This window comes from Kitasatospora sp. NPDC050463 (genome assembly GCF_040655255.1).
GTDB lineage: Bacteria > Actinomycetota > Actinomycetes > Streptomycetales > Streptomycetaceae > Kitasatospora.
Window position 1 is genome coordinate 1 of the sequence record NZ_JBFAJO010000070.1, and the last position, 18,975, is coordinate 18,975.

The 18,975-nt window shown below is 73.6% G+C and carries 1 protein-coding gene; it reads left to right on the plus strand.

Annotated elements, in window-relative coordinates; all coding sequences use genetic code 11:
• Nucleotides 1-161: 161 nt before the first annotated feature.
• Entirely contained in the window at nt 162-18,896 is an 18,735-nt protein-coding gene (locus AB0J08_RS32200) for an EndoU domain-containing protein (protein WP_360641392.1), read from the plus strand.
• Nucleotides 18,897-18,975 lie beyond the last annotated feature (79 nt).

The window sequence follows — 18,975 nt, forward strand, 5'->3', positions numbered from 1 at the left end:
CGTCGTTCCATGCTCCGTCGCGCCGGGCCCGGTCGTAGACATCGCTGTGGTCGTCACGCCAGGACTGCGGCTCCGCGACGACGCCGTCGGTCCGGCGGGGCTGGTGGAGCGCTGCGGAGATCCACACCGCCGCCCCCCGCGAGGAACTGCGCGCCAGGGGTATGGACCTGTCCGCGCTGCCGGTGACGGAGACGGACCCCGCGTCCGAGCACGGCTTCCGCCGGGTGCGGGTCTGGACGCTCGACGAGGCCGTGGAGCCGGGGGCCCCGATGGCGGCCTTCACGTCCCGCTGGCACGCCTCGGCCGACGCACGGGGGCACCTGCTCTACCCGACCTGGATGCGACCCGCGGACATGGCGGAGTTCGCCCAGGAGGCGTTCGCCAATCGCACCGCTGAGCTGTCCACGGACGGCGGCCGTACCGTCCGGTGGCTGGGAACGGCCGGTCTGACCCCGATCGCGGGCATCTCGCGGGACGGCGTGATCGTGGCCCACGGCCCGGCGGAGCTGCGGCCGCACGCCCCGTACACGCGCTGGGAGGAGCACGGCGTCGCGGACCGGTCCGAGGCGGCGGACGTGCCGGTCGGCGGCCTGACGCTGACCGGTCGGCGTCACCTGCTCGACAGCGGCCAGGAGGCCGTCCGGTTCTCCGTCAGGGTCCACCTCCGGTCGGAGCCCGGGACGGGGCCCGACCGGCTGGCCGACGCCGGGCAGCATTTGCAGCGGCTGGCCGACGACCACGCCCTCACCCTGGCCGACGGCCGACTGGTCACCGTGCGCCTGGAGTTCACCGACGACCCGGCCACCGCCCACCTGACCCGCACCGTTCACGCCGACGCCGACCCGGTGCTGGCCGACCACCTGCCCGCGGAACTCGCCTCCGGCGGGCCCGGTCTGGACCGTGCGGTGCGCCTGCTCGCCGAGCGGGCACCGCTGCGGGCCACCCCGGCGGACCTCCCGGTGCTCCACGTGCGCGAGCCCGGCCTGCCGGGGGCGGACGAGCCGGCGCCCGCCCTGATCGACCGGCTCGGGAACGGGCTGGACCGTGTGCGCGGCCTGTTCACCGAGCAGGCCTGGGCGTCCCGTCGCGGCCTGCCCGAGGCGTGGACGGCGGACGAGGTCCGACTGGCCGCCGCCGAGACCTTCCGGGTCCAGGGCCACCGGCTCAACAACGATCAGCACGCGTTGGCGGCCGACCGGGTCGGCGAACCCGGCCCCGACGGCCGGGCGCCGCTGGTGCTGCGCGGCGAGTTCGCCGGGGTCCGGATCAACGTGCGCCACGAGAACGGGCTCATCACGGACGTCTGGGGCGAGCCGGGCCAGCGGTTCGGGCGCCGGCTGTTCGACGCGACGCCGGAGCCGGTGCGGCTGCTGGCCACCGCCGACGTCCTGGAGCCGAAGGGCACCCGCTTCGAGGCCCGGAGGGTCGAACTGCCGGACGGCGACACCCAGACCATCGTGTCGGTGAAGCTGTACCTCCGGGCGCCGGCGGGGGCGGACCGGAACGCGCCGCCGTTCACCGACTGGCTGCCGGAGCTGCGGCGCCGCGCGGAGGAAGGGGTGAGCCGGGTCTACGACCGGGGGCAGCGGCTGCCCAACGGGGATCTGCTGAAGGTGGAGCTCCGTTTCGTCGACCGGCCGTCGGACGGCGCCTATCCGATCACGGCATGGCCGCGCCTGGATCGCCCGAACGCGGGCAACTGGCGGTTGGACGGCCAGTGGTACACCCATGCCCATGAGGTCGGCCATCTGATCGGCCTGGCCGACGAGTACCGTGAGGCGGCGAAGGGCCCCAGGCCCGCGTACGCCGACGGCGGGTTGATGGGAAGCCGGAACCTCGACGCCTTCGGCCGTTACTCCTTCGACCGGGAGTACCGGACGCAGGAAGGCGAGATCCTCGGTGGCACCAACCAGTTGATGCCGCGCAACCTGACCGAGCTGGGCGAGGTGCTCGACCGGGCTTTCGGGACCACCCCCCGGAAGCCGCGCGGGTTCGAGCCGCCGGAGCGGGCGATCTTCCCCGAGGCCGTGCGCCGGGCCGCGCTCTTCGACGGCCCGGACGGGCGGGGCGGCCATCTGACCCCGCCGGCGGCCTCCGGGCGCCGCCGCCTGCCGGCGGCGCCGGGTGACCGCGGCATGCTCCTCGCGGACCCCGGCGCGGCGCCGGTCGGCCCCAACCGCAACGGCACGTTCCTCGCCGACGCCGGTGAGGCGCCGGGTACCCGGGCCGTGGACGACCTGGCCCTGCTGCGGCCCAGGCCGGTCCGGATGATGTTCCCCGAGCACTGGACGGCCGACATCGCGGTGTACGCGGCGCAGCAGGCGTACCTGCACGCGCGCCGGACCGGCGCCATCACCACACCCGAGCCCGGCTCCGTCTCGCGGCACTGGGTCGGCGAGTACGGCGGTGTGCGGATCGAGGGCGAGACCGAGGGGAGCCACTTCGTCTCGTTCCGTCCCTCGCTCGACCAGAGCGGACTCGACACGCCCGCCCACATGCCGTGGAGCTCGACGCACGGCCTGTTCGGGACCCGCGTGTCGGACGTCGTCCGCTACGGGGACCGGCAGACCCTCGGCGGCGCGCACCACGAGCCCGACCCGGCCGTCGCCGTCCGCCACGGCCTCTGGATCGATCCGCCGGAGAGGGTGAACACCAACGGCACCTATCACTCGCGGGTCTGGTTCCTGGACGCGGCGGTCCGCCCGTCCACCCCGCTGTCCCAGGCACTGACCCGCTGGCACAGCCGCGCGGGCGGCGAGCCGAACACCTTCTATCCGAAGGAGTGGACGTCCACCGATCTCCTCCGCGCGGTGGAACGGGCGGGCCTCTCGCCGGAGCACAGCTTCACCCGGGCCGACGGGAGCACCTACTGGGTCGGCTCCGCCTACGGGGTCCGGATCGAGGGCGTCACCAGGAACGGGCAGCACGTCGCCCACCGCCCGGCCACCGAGCAGCACGTGTACGAGGGCTGGGAGGCCGCTGCCGAGGTCGCGCGTTCGACGGGGCGCCGGGAGCCCATCGCCGCAGACCCCGACCTCGACGTGCTCGTCCGGTGGGTCCGCTTCGACAACGCCCAGCACGGGGTCGAGTTCGTCGTCCCGGTCCACCTGGAGTTCGACGGGCTCGACGCGGGTGCGCAGGCCGCGCACAGGCAGCGCGTGCAGGACGCCGCCGACGCGTTCGCCCTGCGCCACCGGGGGCCGGGCGACCTCCTGACCAGGATCACCGTCGAGTTCGTCGATTCACCGGAGGGCGCGCACTCCAGCACCCGGATCACGCCGGCGAACCGGGCGGACGCCATCGAGCTGCCGGCGCTGCTGCCGGACTTCACCGCCCTGACCGGTACCGATCTCGCCGGCTGGGCGGGCACCTACGGCGCGAGGGAGCGGAGCCCGCGGTGGCTGCCCCTGGACGGTGGGCGGGTGCCCGACCTCGCCGAGCCCGGCACTCCCGGGACCGGCCACCGCCCGCCGACCGTGGGTAAGATGACGCCGAGTCAGGAGGAGTCGATCACGGGCGAGTTCGCCCCGGCCTTCCGCCGGCGCGAGGAGCCGCTGGCGGGAGGATGGACGGCCCGCGACGCCATGTTCGCGGTGTCGGCGGGGGCACGGGCGGAGGAACGACCGCATCCGGCCGCCCCGGACGACCGGACGATCGGCCAGGTGGTGTTCCAGCGAGCCGTCCTGGTGTACGAGCGCCGGACGAGTGACGGACTGATCGTCGACGTGCGGGTGGTCGACGAGGGACGGCCCGCCGGGCCGCCGAACGCCCAGCAGCACGATTTCGACGGTCCCGCGGACCTGGACGGCGCCGCCGCCCGGCAGCCGGCGGGCCCGGCGGAGCCGCTCCACGCACCGCCGCACACCGTGGACCTGGACGAGCACACGTCGCCGGTGACCGAACCCCGTACGGAGCTCGCCCCGCGGCCGACCGGCGGCGAGGACGCGTTCCCGGACACCCGGGTGCTCCTGGACGGGGACACCGGGCCGGGGCCGTTCCACGTCCTGGAGACCGCCGCGGCCACCGGCGCGCCCGACCAGATCGCGAAGCCGCTCGGCCGGGAGGCCGGCGGGGTCTGGCAACGGCTCGTGGTCGGCGGCACGCCGACCGAACCGGCGCGGCCCGGCGCGTGGCCCGCGACCGAGCACGCGGTGGACCACAACGGCGTGGTGCGCCTCCACGAGTGGACGCCGGTCGACGGGGTCGAGCCGGGGTCGCCGGAGGCGGCGTTCCCGTGGAACCTGCGCCGGCCGGCGGACGCTCCGGGAATCGGCGCGTACTACCCCCGGGACTGGACGCCGGAGATCACCGCGCGGCACGTCGAGGAGGCCTTCGCCAACGCCGTCCACCGTGAGCAGGTGCCGGAGTCCGCGCTGTTCTGGGTCGACAGGCCGAGCGGCCGCAAGCTCCTGCCGCTGCCCGCCGGTGCCGCCCACTACTGGGTGGGCGAGGCGGGCGGGGTGCGGATCGAGGGCATCGCCGTGGACGGCGTGGTGATGCTGCACAGCCCGACCCTGCGTCAGCCGTACCCGTCCTGGCCCGAGGGCCGCCACGTGGCCCACGTCGGCGAGCAGGCGCCGTTGTTCGACGACCCGTTCGGTACGCCGATGCGGCTCCGGCGGGTGCTGTTCGACAGCGGCCAGGTGGGTGTCGAGGTCGCCGCCGAGATCCGGCTGGAGCGTCCGGCCGGCGCGAGCGACGAGCAGGTCACCGCGACGCAGCGGCACCTGCAGGGTCTGGCCGACCGCTTCGTCGCGGAGAACACGACGCCCGAGGCCGGTCTGGTCAGGCTGCGGCTGGAGTTCATCCCGGTAGCGGAGGAAGGCCTGTTCCGGGTCGGTGACCAGGAGCCGCAGTCGCTCCAGGAGCTGCTGCCGGACTTCGTGGACGAGGTGCACGGCTCGGGTCTCGCGGACCTGCGCCAGGGCTTCGAGCTCGACGCACCGGCACTGGACCGGGCTGTGGTGACGGCGTTCCTGTCGCACGGCGCCACCACGCCGGACCACCCCGGGGCGGGCGACGCGCCGGGGGCCGCCGGCTGGGTGCACGGGCAGGCGGAGGACATCGGGGCCGCGTTCCACCCGTCCGTCCCCGGGACGGCGGGGCGCGGTCTGCCCGAGAGCTGGACGGCGGAGGCCAAGCGGTACGCCGCTCACTGGGTCAGGGCGCACAGCCAGGGGGGGAGGGCCGCGCACGAGGCCGCCGTCGTCACGACGCCCGGCGCCGACGGGACGACGGTCACCACCTACGGGGAGCCGGCACCGACGGTCCACCGCGGCTCGTTCGGCGGCCTGCGGGTCAACGTGCTGGTCGAGGGCGGTCTGATCACCGACTTCTGGGGTGAGCCGCAGGCCCGGAGCCAGCGGTCCCTGCCGGACCTGGGGGAGCCGCTCGCCACGGTGGGTCCGCCCGCGGACGCCCGCAGGCGGGGCATCGCGGCGCAGAAGATCCAGCGGTTCGAGGTCCACCGGGTCGACCTGCCCGACGGGGACCGCGAGAGCGTCCTGACGGTGCGCCTCCACCTCGACACCCGGGACCTGGACCTGCGACAGCCGGTGACGCGGCGCGCGCTGGACGCGCTGAAGGAACGGATGGTGCAGGGAGTCGACCAGGCCTACAACCTCGGCCAGCGGCTGCCCAACGGCGATCTGCTGAGGGTCCGGGCGGATCTCGCCGAAACCCCGGGGCCGTCGGAACAGACCGTCAGGGTCGAGGCCGGGCGCGGGCGCGAGAGCCATGTGCGCTGGAACCTCGGCACCGAGGCGCAGGTCCTCGCCCACGAGCTCGGCCACCACCTCGGGTTCCCCGACGAGTACCGGGAGGCACGGCTCGGCACGGGGCGGCGCGCGCTGTACCCCGACGGCGGGCTGATGGGCTCCGACAGCGTCGACGCCCGCGGCCGGTTCCACCTGGACCAGAACAACTACTCGCACGGCGGGGAGTTCCTGGTCACCGAGCGGACCCTGCAGCCGCGCAACCTGCGCCAGCTGGGCTCGGCCATCGGACACGTCCTCGGCGAGCCCTCGCCCGGTTACCGGGCCGGTGGCCGGCCGAGTCGCGTCGAGTTCACGGCCGAGGGTCTGCCGACCGACGTCGAACTCCGGGGCGACGTCATCCACCGCGCGTTGTTCGGCGACTCGGACGGGCAGGGCGGCCATCTGTTCCCGCGGGCCGGTTCGGACCGGCCCGGACCGGAGCGCGTGCCCGGGCCGGTGAACCGCAACGGCACGTTCGAGGTGCTGGAACCGACCCCCCGGCGGGTGACCCACAGCGACCCCTCGGCCGGTGACGTCGAGTCCGGCCGCCGCCGGGCCACGCGGATGATGTTCCCGAAGAACTGGACGTCGGAACAGGCCGTGTACGCGGCCGAGCAGGCCCATCTGGCCGCCCGGCGGACCGGGACGATCGAGCGGAGCCGGGCAGCGGCACCGAGCAGCCCGAACGAGCGGTTCCCGGACGTGACCTACCGCTGGGTCGGTGAGTACGCGGGGGTGCGGATCGAGGGCGAGGTGCGGGGCGGCGAGATCGTCTCGTTCCGTCCGTCGGACCGGCAGGAGGGGCTGGAGACGCCCGGGTACCTGCCGTGGCGTTCCGTGGACGCGGCGTTCACCCAGGCCACCGAGGACCGGGTGCGCTACGGCGACCGCCAGACGCTGGAAGGGGTCCACCACGAGGGTGACGTCCGCGCCGCGAGGTTCCACGGCGTGAACGTCGAGCAGCCGTGGAAGGTGAACCACAACGAGACCTACCGGGCCGTCGTGTGGTTCCTGGACCCCAAGGTGCACCCGGACTCGCCGGAGTCCTGGTTCACGTCCACCTGGCACGCGCGCAAGGACGGGCTCGCCCACACCTTCTACCCCAAGCGCTGGACGCACGCCCAGGTCGAGAACGTGGTGGAACTCGCCTACCGGAACCGGCGGCCGGACCAGGTGCAGATGCTGGACGCCCGGACGGAGTACTGGGTGGGCCAGGCGCACGACGTCTGGATCGAGGGGATCGTCCGGGACGGGCAGCACCTCGCGCACCGGCCGACCACCGTTCAGCCGCACGAGCGCTGGAGCGCCGACGACGTGGCCGGGCGCTCCGGCTGGCAGGCGGTCCCGATCGCACCGGGGCACCTGCTCACCGCGGGCATCCGCCACGTGGTCTTCGACAGCGGTCAGCCGGGCGTCGAGCTCACCGTCCCGGTCCACCCGGCCATCGCCCCCGAACGGGGCGTGGACGTGGCGAAGTTCCGGGCCCGGTTGCAGGACGAGCTGGACGAGTACCTCCGGCAGGACTTCGAGGCCCCGCTGGTCCGGCTGCGGCTGGAGTTCACCGACGAACCGTGGCAGGCGCACCCCCGTTTCGGCGGCGACATCGTGGAGCTGCACCGGTGGGCCGACGCCCAGGCCCGGGACGCCGCCGCCGCCGGCGACGCCGACGGGGCCCGGCAGGCCCGCGAGACCGGCCTGCGGGACATCCTGGCCACCGTCGTGCCCGACCTCACGGCGCTGGCGGGCCACGACCTCGCGGGGTACATCCACCGGCTGGGAGAGGCCCACCCGGACGACCTCGTCGAGTGGGTGTCCCCGAAGGCCTCGCCGCCCCCGCTGCGCCCACCGGGTGCGCCCGGAACGGGCGAGCGTCCGCCGACCGACGACCTGACACCGCAGTACGAGGCGCTGGTCGCGGCACACCTGGCGGGCGTCGACCCCGCAGCGGGCCGGGGCATGCCCGCCGCCTGGGCGGAGGGCGACCGCAGGAACCTCGCGTACAGCATCCTGGAGCAGGCCCAGGTGTCGCACCGGGCGTCGCAGAAGGCGTCGCAGGACGGATCGCAGGACGGATCGCAGGACGGGGCGAAGCAGGTGCTGCCCGAGGTCCTCCAGCAGCGCTTCGGGGCGCTGACGGTCAACGTCCGCCAGCAGAACGGGCTGATCACCGACTACTGGGCCGAGCCGACCCCCGCGGCCGGGCAGCAGCCGCAGGCGGGACCGGCCCCGGTGGCCCACGCCCCGGGCGACCAGACCGCCGTGGCCGGACCCCCGTCCACGGCCGAGCAGCCGGCCGGGGGAACGAACCCGGACCACCAGGTGCTCCTGGAGTCCGGCGCCGAGCCGGAGCCGCTGAACACCGCCTCGGTCTACGGACCGGTGTCCGGCGTTCCGGGAGGGGCGGCGCGCACGCCGATCGGCCAGCCGGCCGGCGGGGTGTGGCACCAGCGCACTCCGGGCGGCGCGCTGCCCGAGCCGGTGCGGCCGACTGCCTGGCCGGCCCCGAACCACACCGTGGACCACAACGGCGTCGTGCGCGTCCACGAGTGGTCGCCGGTCCCGGGCGTCACGCCCGGATCGGCGGAGGCCGCCCTGCCCTGGAACCAGCGCCGCGCGGCCGACGCGCCGGCCAAGGAGGCGTACTACCCGCTGGACTGGACGGCCCAGATCACCGAGCAGCGGGTCCAGGAGGCCTTCGCCAACCGGATCCACGCCGACAGCGTGAGCCCCGGCACCCTGCACTGGGTCGAGACGGCGAAGGGCCGCCACCTCCAACCGCTGGGGCCCGGCCAGGCCGTGCGCTGGGTGGGCGAGGCGGGCGGCGTGCGGATCGAGGGCATTTCCGTGGACGGCCGGGTGGTCTTCCACAGCCCGACCCTGGACCAGCCGCACGCTCCCCACCCCGCCTGGTCGGAGAACCACGTCGCCCACCGGGACCGGTTCCACCCGGCACAGGGCGAGGACTACGGCATGGAGGTCCACGTCCGACGGGTGCTGTTCGACAGCGGCCAGGAGGGTGTGGAGCTCGTCACCGACATTCAGCTCCTGCCCGGCGAGGCGACCGCCCGGCAGGTCGGGGAGATGAAGGAACACCTGCAGCGGCTCGTCGACACCCACCTCCGCGACGCCCCGCGCGTGCCGGGCGCCTCCGGCCTGGTCCGGATGCGGCTGAACTTCGTCACCGACTCCGCAGACGCGCCGCAGGTCGAGGCCCACGAGGCCATCAACTCCTTCGACGAGTTCTTCCCGGACCTCGGGGACGCGGTGCGCATCTCCGGGCTCGACGCTCTGGTGCGCGAATTCACCACCGGCGTACCGCCGTTGGAAGCGCGGACGCGGCTGCTGGCCGTGGCGTACCAGCGGCCGTCGGGCGCCGGCCGGGGAGACGGCACGCCGGCCGGCGGCTGGGTGCACGGGGAGGCCGGGGACATCACCCAGAGCTTCGCCCAGGCCCTCGCCGACGGCGCCGGCCGCCGCCTGCCCACGACGTGGTCGCAGGACGTGAAGCGGTACGCCGCCCACTGGGTCGTGACGCACAGCGACGGCGCACCGGCCCACGAGGCCCCGGCCGGTGGACCCCCGGCTCCCGCGGTCCACCGCGGCAGCTTCGGCGACGTCCGGCTCAACGTGCTGGTCGAGAACGGGCGGATCACCGACTTCTGGGGCGAGGCGCACCACCGGAGGGTGTCCGCCGCGGACACCCTCGGGCAGCCGCCCGTGGCCACCGTGCGGCCGCCGACGGACGCCTTCGTCCGGGGGATGGAGGCACGCAGGGGCCAGCGCTTCGAGGTTCACCGGCTCGACCTGCCCGGAGGTGACCGCGAAACGCTGCTGACGGTGCGGCTCCACCTGGACACCAGGGGGCTGGACCTGACGAAGCAGCACGTCCGCGAGTCGCTGAACGCGCTGAAGGAACGGATGGCGCAGGGTGTCGACCAGGCGTACAACCTGGGGCAGCGGCTGCCCAACGGCGATCTGCTGCGGATCCGCGTGGACCTCGTCGAGACCCCCGGGCCGGCGGCCCAGACCGTCGTGATCCAGGCCGGGAAGACGCGCGCGCACCACCGGGCCTGGCACCTGGGCATCGACGCGGACGTCCTGGCACACGAAGTAGGCCACCACCTCGGGTTCCCCGACGAGTACCGCGAGGCGAAGCCCGGCAACGGCCGCCGCGCGATGTACCCGGACGGGGGGATGATGGGCTCCCCGTTCGTGCGACCCGACGGCCGCTTCATCCTCGACAACGACAATCCCCCCCTGGGGCTGGTGCCGACAGGCGTCGCGACCGATCTGGTCCTGCAACCGCGCAACCTGCGGCAGTTGGGCACCGGCATCGACCGGGTCCTCGGCCGGCCCGGGGCGGAGTTCACGCCCGACGGGCTGCCGACGCGGGTCACCCTGCGCGGCGACGTCATCGAGACCGCGCTGCGCGGCACCCGGGAGGGTGAGGGCGGGCACCTGTACCCGTCGGTGCGTTCGGGCCTGCCCCGGCCCACCGAGGTGACGGGGTCGTTGAAGCCCAACGGCACCTTCGAGGTCGGGGCCACGCAGAGCCGGCAGGTCACCCACGGCGGCCGGCTGGCCGGCGACATCGAGGAGCTCCGGCCCGGCCGGACGACCCGGACGATGTTCCCGAAGCACTGGACGACGGAGCATGCCGTGTACGCGGCCGAGCAGGCGCACCTCGCCGCCCGGCGGGCCGGCGACGTCCCGCCGCCGGTCCCCTCGCCGGGTGTCGGGCTGCTCGACGGCCCGCGGGCCGGTGAGCACCCGCTGAGTGCCCGCCGGGCCGTGGGCATCGAGCGGTCGGGCGAGCTGACGTACCACTTCCTGGGCGAGTACGCCGGGGTGCGGATCGAAGGTGAGGTGCGGGGCGGCGAGATCGTCTCGTTCCGTCCCTCGGACTGGCAGGACGGCCTGGAGATGCCGGCGCACCTGCCGTGGCGTCCCACCGACAGCACGTTCGGCCAGTCGACCGAGGACCACGTCCGCTACGGCAACCGACACCTGCTCGACGGCGTGCACCACCAGCAGAACCCGGTGGCCGCGCGGTTCCGCGGCGTGCGGGTCGACGAACCGTGGAAGACCAACGACAACGGCACCTACCGGTCCTCGGTCTGGTTCCTCGACCCCAACGTCCACCCGGACTCCCCGGAGGCCAGGTTCCCGTCCTCCTGGCACCGGCGCGCCGACTGGCAGGCGCACACGCTGTACCCCGCCACCTGGACGCCCGCACACGTCGAGCAGGCGGTGGCGCACGCGTACGCGAACGCGTCCCTGAAGACCCCGCCCGGGATCCGGCCCGAGCGCTGGTTCGGCATGGCCGACGGTGTCCAGATCGAGGGGATCACCCTGGACGGCCGGCACCTCACGCACCGTCCGACCACCGTTCAACCGCACCAGCGCTGGAGCGCCGATGACGTGGTCGCGGCGTCCCAGCCCTGGGTGGGGCAGCTCACCCCGGGGGTGCCGGCGATGTTCCGGCATGTGCTCTTCGACAGCAACCAGACCGGCGTCGAACTCTCGCTCAACGTCCATCTCGGCGCCGGGGACTCGGCCGCCGCCCGGACCGACCTCCAGCGCCGGCTGGACGACCACCTCGGCCGCAGCGCCGTGCCTTCGCTGGTCCGGTTGAAGCTGAACTTCACCACCGACCCGGCGCAGGCCCTGCGCACCACCGGCCACGACGCCGTCGGCATGCTCGCGGCGGCGGAGCAGCAGGCCGCTCAGGCGGATCCCCGGCAGGCGGGCGCGATCCGCGACACGGCCCTCGGGAGGGCGCTCGACATCCTGCTGCCCGACGTCCGGATGATGGCCAACGGCGACCTCGCGGGATACATCCGCTGGCTGGCCGACATGAACCCCGGCCAGGTGCACCCGGTGCCCCCCACGACCCCGGCGACACCTCTGCTGCGGGCGCCGGGAGAGCCCGGGACGGGCGACCGGCCGCGAGACCTCACCGACATGACGGCGACCTACACGCCGAAGGTGGACGCGGCCATGCCCAACCTCGCCGCCGACGCGGGCCGGGGAATGCCCGACACCTGGTCGGCGCCGAACCGTCGGAGCCTCGCGCTCCACGTGCTGGAGAACGCGCAGAACCAGCTCGCCCGGACGAGGCTCCGGACACCGGGCGCCGTGCTGGACCCGGTCGTCGAGCACTCGTTCCCGACCCACAACGTGTTCGTCAGCCACCAGAACGGGCTGATCACCGACTTCTGGGCCAGGCCCGTGACGCCGGCGGGTGCCGCGACCACGCACCCCGTCCTGCAGCACACCATGGACCAGGGCGGGGAGAACGGCGCCCCGTCGTCTAGCCGCCGGCCCGACGACGTCGAGGAGTTCGCGCCGCCCGGGCCCCGGGTGGAGGTGGCCGGCGACGGCCTCTGCCTGCTGCGGGCGGTCATCGAGAGCGCGCCCCACCTGGTCGAGCAGTGGACGATGCGCTCCGACGATCCGGTGGAGGTGCTCCGGCAGCACATCGCGGCGCACTATCAGCAGGCCCGCGCGGAGGAGGTGCCGCCGGACGTCGTCGCGGGAGCACGCAGGAACCGTCTGCGGGAGCTGGACTCCATGAGTGTCGAGCAACTGCTCCAGGCGATTCCGGCGGAGATCCAGGAGCGCTTCCTGCCCGTCCCGGAGCCTGGACGGCAGCCGGACCTGGCGACACTGCGCGACATCGCCACGGACTTCCTGCACGGGCTGCTCCCGCCGCAGGACCACGAAATGGTGGCGCTGCGCCGGACCACCGCCGACTGGCAGCGCCAGTGGTGGACGGAGGACGGCGAGATGCTTCCGGCGGCATTGGCCCACGCGCTGGGCGTCCGGCTGCGGGTGGTCGACCTCAACGGCCGGGAATACCAGCGCTTCGGGCCGCTCGACGGAACCCAGGTCACGGTGTACTTCAGCGGTGGGAACCACTACGACGGCAGCCGGCCGATCGAGCCGCCCGTGGTCGTGGAGCGGACCTCGGGCGGGGAGTCGTCGCAGCCGAAGCCCGACTCGTCGACGGCGCGCAGGCTCGCGGAGGAGCAGGAGGCTGCTGCGCTCAAGCTCGCCGAGGAGCAGGAGGCTGCTGCGCTCAAGCTCGCGGAGGAGCAGGAGGCTGCGCTCAAGCTCGCCGAGGAGCAGAAGCAGCTCCCGGCAGAGGTCCTGGCGCCGGTGCAGGTCCGTGGCGAGGACAGCCTCAGTCTGCTGGAATCGGTAGCGAGCACGGCGCCCGAGATGGTCCGGCGCCTCCTCGGCTACGCGCCGACGCAGCTGCTCCCGGAACGGTTGGCGACGCTCCTGCGGGGGGCCGTGTCACGGTACGTGCACACCGAGGCCGTGCCGGTGGCGAACCAGATCATGGAGCTCCTCGACACCGGCCACCGGCCGGAGCTGAGCCGGGAGCTGCGCCAGGTACTGGTCCGGAACCGGCTCAGGGACCTGGTCGACGACTGGGCGGCCACATCGGCCGGACCGGACGCGGCCGTGCTGCCGGCCGTGCTGGCGCACGCGCTCGGGATCCGGCTCCACGTGGTGCGGGAGAGCGCCGGTGGACCGGAGCTGGTCGCGGAGCTCGGGCCACGGGACGGCGAGGTCGTGTCGGTCTACCAGCGCGACGGCAGCCGCTACGACGCGAGTATGTCCGTCCCCCGGGAGTCCCGGGTGCCCGAATCGGAGGGATCGAGGCGGGAGGACCGGTCGGAGACCCACGACTCGAACCAGGAATGGCCCGACTGGGACAGCTCGCGGTCCGAACGGTCCGAACGGTCCGAGCGGTCTGAGCGGTCCGACCTGGACGAGAGCGATGCGCACCAGGGCGACATGTCCTCGGAGAACAGGCCGACGGACCAGAACCGCGACGAGTCGGCCGAGCACCGCGAGGAGTCGGCCGAGCACCGGACCGACCTGCCGAAGGAGATCGTCGAGGAGCTGTTGCCGCTCCCCGAGCCGGAGAAGCCCCCGGTGCCTGTCGGCGCCGCCAAGGGCGGGCACATCGCGGGCGCGGACCTCCTGATCGGCCTGACCGACAACGAGGCGGGACTGCGGACCCAGGTCATCGCCGTGATCAAGCGGATCATGAAGGGTGACGAAGCGGCCGCCCGGACCTTCGCCGACGCCTACTTCGGTCCGGCGACGCTGCGCCCGATGCTCGCCGCGCTCTCCCGGGGCGAGGTCTGGGTGGCTCCGTTCGACGGCAACGGCTGGAGCGGGAGCATCGCGCTGCGCGGCGCGGTCGAGAAGTCGACGTTCCTGCGTACGGAGAAGATCGAGATCGAGAACGGCTCCGACCGGTCGGTCATGACCGGGACGCGTGGCGACGTGCGCTGGCAGTACAACGTCGGTATCCAGGCGAAGCATTCGAGCGGCACCGGCGACCTGGCCGAGCTCGTCGGCTACTTCCACGACCGTGGCCACGGCGAGGTCGGCCTGGACAGCGGGGGGATGGTGGCGCGGTCGAAGACCGCCGCACCCGCCGACGTGTTCGACACGAAGATCAGCCTGGAGGTCGATTTCGGCGAGCTCCGGCACGAGGGTGCCACGGTGCGCAGCGAGGAGGGCCACACCAGGGAGAACGTGGAGGTCGGGGTGACGGTGGCCGTCCCGGTGCGCACGCCGATGGCGCCGGGCACGCCGGAGCAGATCCCTCCGCAGCGTCTCCAGAACGGTCGCGTCGGCGGCCAGGACATCGTGCTGGACCTCTCGCCCGGCGGCGAGCGCCAGGGCCGGCGTCCGGTGGCGGTGCTGCTGGACCACGTGGAGAGCTCCCTCCTGAAGCCGCCTGCGGAGGGGATGCGGCCGGAACCGGAGGAGGCGGCCCGGAAGAACGCCGCCGCCCACTGGCCCGAGCTTCGGCAGAAGATCCTGGCCGAGGTCGACTTCGCCCGTCTCCAGCGGGACTTGAAGAGCATGACGGCGGGTGAGCCGGTCACGGTCGTGCTGACCGACGGCCGGGGCCGGACGGTCGCCACGGCCGAGATCACCGCCAGGGTCGGCAACCTGCGGCAGATCGGCACCACCAAGGACACCGAGTTCAACATCGGCACCACCGTCCAGCAGGTGCGCAGCAGTCTGAAGAACCGTGGCAACGCGGGTCAGCTGCCGATCGTGCCCACCTTCGGGCCGAAGCTGGACGGTCCCGTGGCCGGCGCCGGTGCCACCGGGCGGCTGGGATCGGAGTCCGTCGAGGTCTCGGGGCAGAGCCGGGTGTCCCAGCTCACCAGCAAGTCCAAGGTGGACGGTGTGATCTACGACGGCAGCGTCGAGTTCCAGCTGACCTTCAAGGACATGACCACGTCGTATGCGGCGGGTGACGCCGAGGTCCGGATCCTCGTCGAGAAGGCGGACACGAAGACGCCGGAGCCGGTGTCGGATTCGGCCGGCGGGTCCCAGCAGGTCGAAGCGCCGCAGACGTTCAAGGTCATCAGGCCTCCGGACAGCGTCTGGCCCCCCAAGACCGAGCAAGGCGGGCCGAGCAGGACCGGGACGGACACCGACCGGCCTGCACCGTACGGGCTGGGCGAGTCCGTCGTCCTGCGTGACCTGGAGAGCACCGCCGAGCTGCGGAAGGCGGTGGACGAGGCCGGCGCGGAGAAGTTCCCGGACGGGTGGACCTCGGCCAGGGAGGAGGTCATGCACCTGCTCAGCCAGCCGAAGCTGGCGTCCAGGCTCACCGCGATGACCCGGGGCGAGCCGCTGGAGCTGAAGCTCCAGGGCAAGGACGGCATCATGGTCACCGCCTTCGCGAGGGTCGAGAGGATGACCCTGGTGCGGGAGGACGGCGGCGCCGAGCTCAACCCGGTGAACGAGACGAGCACCTTCTCCGCCGAGCGCCGGTTGCGCGCGCGCACCTACGCGGCCCAGGGGCAGCTCGGTGGCAGCGGCGCGAGGGAGGCGCTGGGCGGCGAGGGCGTCCTCACCGGCGGCACCCAGCAGCGGGACCGCTTCGCCTGGCGCGGCCGTGAGGCCGACCGGGTGTACGCCAACGGCAAGTACCCGGCGGGGCAGACCATCTACCGTGCCGAGCTGATGGTGGACATCCACCTGGGCAAGGTCGGCGACGATCCCGTCTCGGCACCCGTCCACGTCGAGGTGGGCCTGGAGTCCCGGGAGACGCTCAACGAGGGGACGTCCCTTACGGAGACCGTCTTCGACGGGCCCAAGCCGACCGACACCGAGGCCGGCGACGGCGGGACGATCAGCAGCGCGAGTGGCAGCGGCCGGGGGAGCCAGGGCCACGTCGCGGAGGCCTCGACCAGCTCCCACCGGAGCGAGGACCAGAGCGACCCGTACCGCGCGCCGCGCCGGATGCGGGAGGACCACCAGCTGAACGCCTCCTACGTGGTCCACGGACTGAGTGACGCCGGCAAGGTGCGCACCACCATCGAGGAGGCCGTGCGGTCCAAGTACGGGGAGCCGTCCGACGAGGTGAAGCAGCGGATCGGCGAGACCTTCGACCGGGTCGCGCTCCGGACCCAGCTCTCCCAGCTCACCCGGGGCGGGAAGATCACCGAAACCGTCGCCGGCCGGCTGTGGAGCGCCGAGATCACCGTCACGGCCAAGCTGGGAGATGCCACGTACCAGTCCACGGCGGGCAAGTACGAGTTCGAGTCCGGCACCCAGACGTCGAGCGGGCAGGGCTACGCGCGCGACCGCCTCAACCGCCATCAGGGCGGATTCCTGGGCAAGTTCAAGGCCAAGTTCATCGATGTCACCGGCGGCTACACCTACCGGCTGGACCGTACCTACGGCGATGCCGCGGACACCGTCGGATCGGTCTCGAACCGGGGCAAGCACACCGAGGCGGCCGCGATCTTCGACGTCGAGGCGAAGTACCACGTCGACGTCAGGTACACGTGGCTGAACGTGCACGACGGCACGTACACCGACCGGGTGACGGCGACCGCGCGGGTGGCCGTACCGCTGCGTGACGCGGAATCCCTGCACGCGCCGACGGGGCGGACCACCGAGAAGCAGCCCTCGGGCTTCCTGGACGGCCGCCGGCTGGATTCCTCGGCGATCGTCGCCGACGTCTTCGCCGCCCGCGAACCCGCCCGCGAACCCGCCCGCGAACCCGCCCGCGAGCCCGGCGGGGGAGCGGTCGACCAGCCGGCCCGGAAGCGGCCCGAGCCCAAGCACGCGCTGGGCGAGTCGATCCTGGACCAGCTGGAGGCGAAGCCCTGGCCGCGTCCGGACCGGAGGCCGGCGACGGCACCGGGACCGGAGCGGTCGGGGAGCAACCCCTTCAGGAGTGACTGGGACCGCATCCGGGGCAAGCTGGTGGAGGAGCTCACCCCGGGCAAGTTGCAGGCCAGGCTCAAGGCCATGACCGCCGGTGACGAGATCGTCGTGCGGCACGGGCGGACCACCGTGCGCGTCAGCGCCGTGCTCCGCGACAGGATGGTCCACCTGGGCGACACCGGGGTCACCGAGTTCAACGCCGGTACCCAGGTGCAGCGCACCTTCGCCAGCTCCGACGGCGTCACCAACTTCGGTGCCGGCCAGGGCCACAACGTCACCGCCGGGGCGACGGCCACCATCCCGGTGGCGGGGGCCGTGCCGGTGGTGGTCGGGCTGGCGGGCAACATCGGCTGGGGCAGGGACCACATGGACCTCCTGAGCCGGAGCAACGCGGCCGGCTCCGCCACCAAGGCCAAGGTGCCCGGAAGCGCCTTCGAGGGCGAGGCGGAGCTCCAGTTCGAGATCACCCGGCGGCCGCGGTTCGGGGCCTCCGTGAGCATGATGCGCACCGCGAGGGTCGGCTTCGAGACCATCGTCGAGGCGAGCGAGACCCGGCCGGTGCCCCCGTCCGGGGAGGGCGCCGCGCCCAACACGGGGATCAAGCCGACGCGGACCCTGCCGGCCGAGCCTCCCGCGCAGGTCGCCGTCCCGGTCCCGCCGGACCGGGTGTGGACGACCGGGCTGCGCGACACCGACGTACTGCGCTGGCTCGGCGACGTCGGAGGCGTGCAGGACCTGGTGCGGCTGCGCGGGCGGAAGTACTTCGGCGCGGGGACGTGGCGCCGGATCGGCCACCTGGTCGGCAACATCACCTCGCACAGCCATCTCTCGGCGCTGTTCGGGACCGCGACCCAGGGCATGGAGATCGCCACGGCCTCCCCGGGGCGCTGGCTGCTGGGCAAGGACAAGGGCGTGGAGGTCCGGGTGAAGCTCGTCGAGCTACGGCACCGGGAGAACGACGGCGCCGTCGAGCTCAGCCCGTCGAACGCGACCTCCTTCGGCACCGTGCTGACCGAACTGTCCGCGAAGCAGGCGGGCCTCCAGGCCCAGGCCGGCGTCAAGGTCCCCGGCGACATCACCAACACCCCGGTCATCACCGGCGGAGCCCAGCGGGTGTGGCGCGAGGGCGCCATGCTGGGCGACACGGGCCAGGTGATCTCGAACGGCAAGTTCCCGACCCCGATGGCCCGCTACGCCGGGGCCGCCGAGATCGAGGTGACGTTGTTCGACGGGAACCGCGAGCGCGTCACCGAGAGGGGGTTCGTCCCGTTCACGGTCGACATTCCGCTCGCGCAGACGGCCCCCCGGGACGTGCCGGGCGACACCTACCCCACCTTCAGCAGGGACGAGCGGGGCGGCGAGCTGCGCTTCGCCGAGAGTCCGACGGCGCTGCGTGAGATCCACCTGGCCCTGGAGACGCCGGGGCCGAGGCGGGAGAACGGTGACCCGAGCCGCCAGGGCGACTTGACGGAGCCCCAGATCGAACACCTCCTGGGGACCTTCCGGGTCGGGCGGGCGGCCTACGACGGGGGGTTCACGAGCACCACCGAGGAGGGGCTCAGGCACATCCACGCGACCCACCGGCTGGTCGAGCTGGCCGGCGGGTCCTCGACCGCCGCGGCCCGCCTGGTGCGGGAGCTGCTCCAGTGGCCGCCCCAGGCGTCGCTGCGGGCCGAGGTGCTGCGGAGGGTGATCGGATTCATCGAGGAGCGGACCGCGCACGGGGACGGCGTCACGCTCGCCGACCTCAGGGCCTGGGCCGCAGCCGCGCAGGAGCCGGTCGCGCCGGTTCCTCCGGTCGCGCCGGCCCCTCAGGATCCTTCGGTGGAACCGGCGCCGGCGCCGGCACGGCTGCTGGAGGTCGACCTGGGTCCGTCGCTGGCGGACGACATCGTCCGGGCACTGAACGGGTAGGCCGGGCGGCCGGATCCGCAGGTCCACCGACGACCGGTGAACCGTCGGACCCGGCCGGGCCGTAGGTACGGAGTGGAAG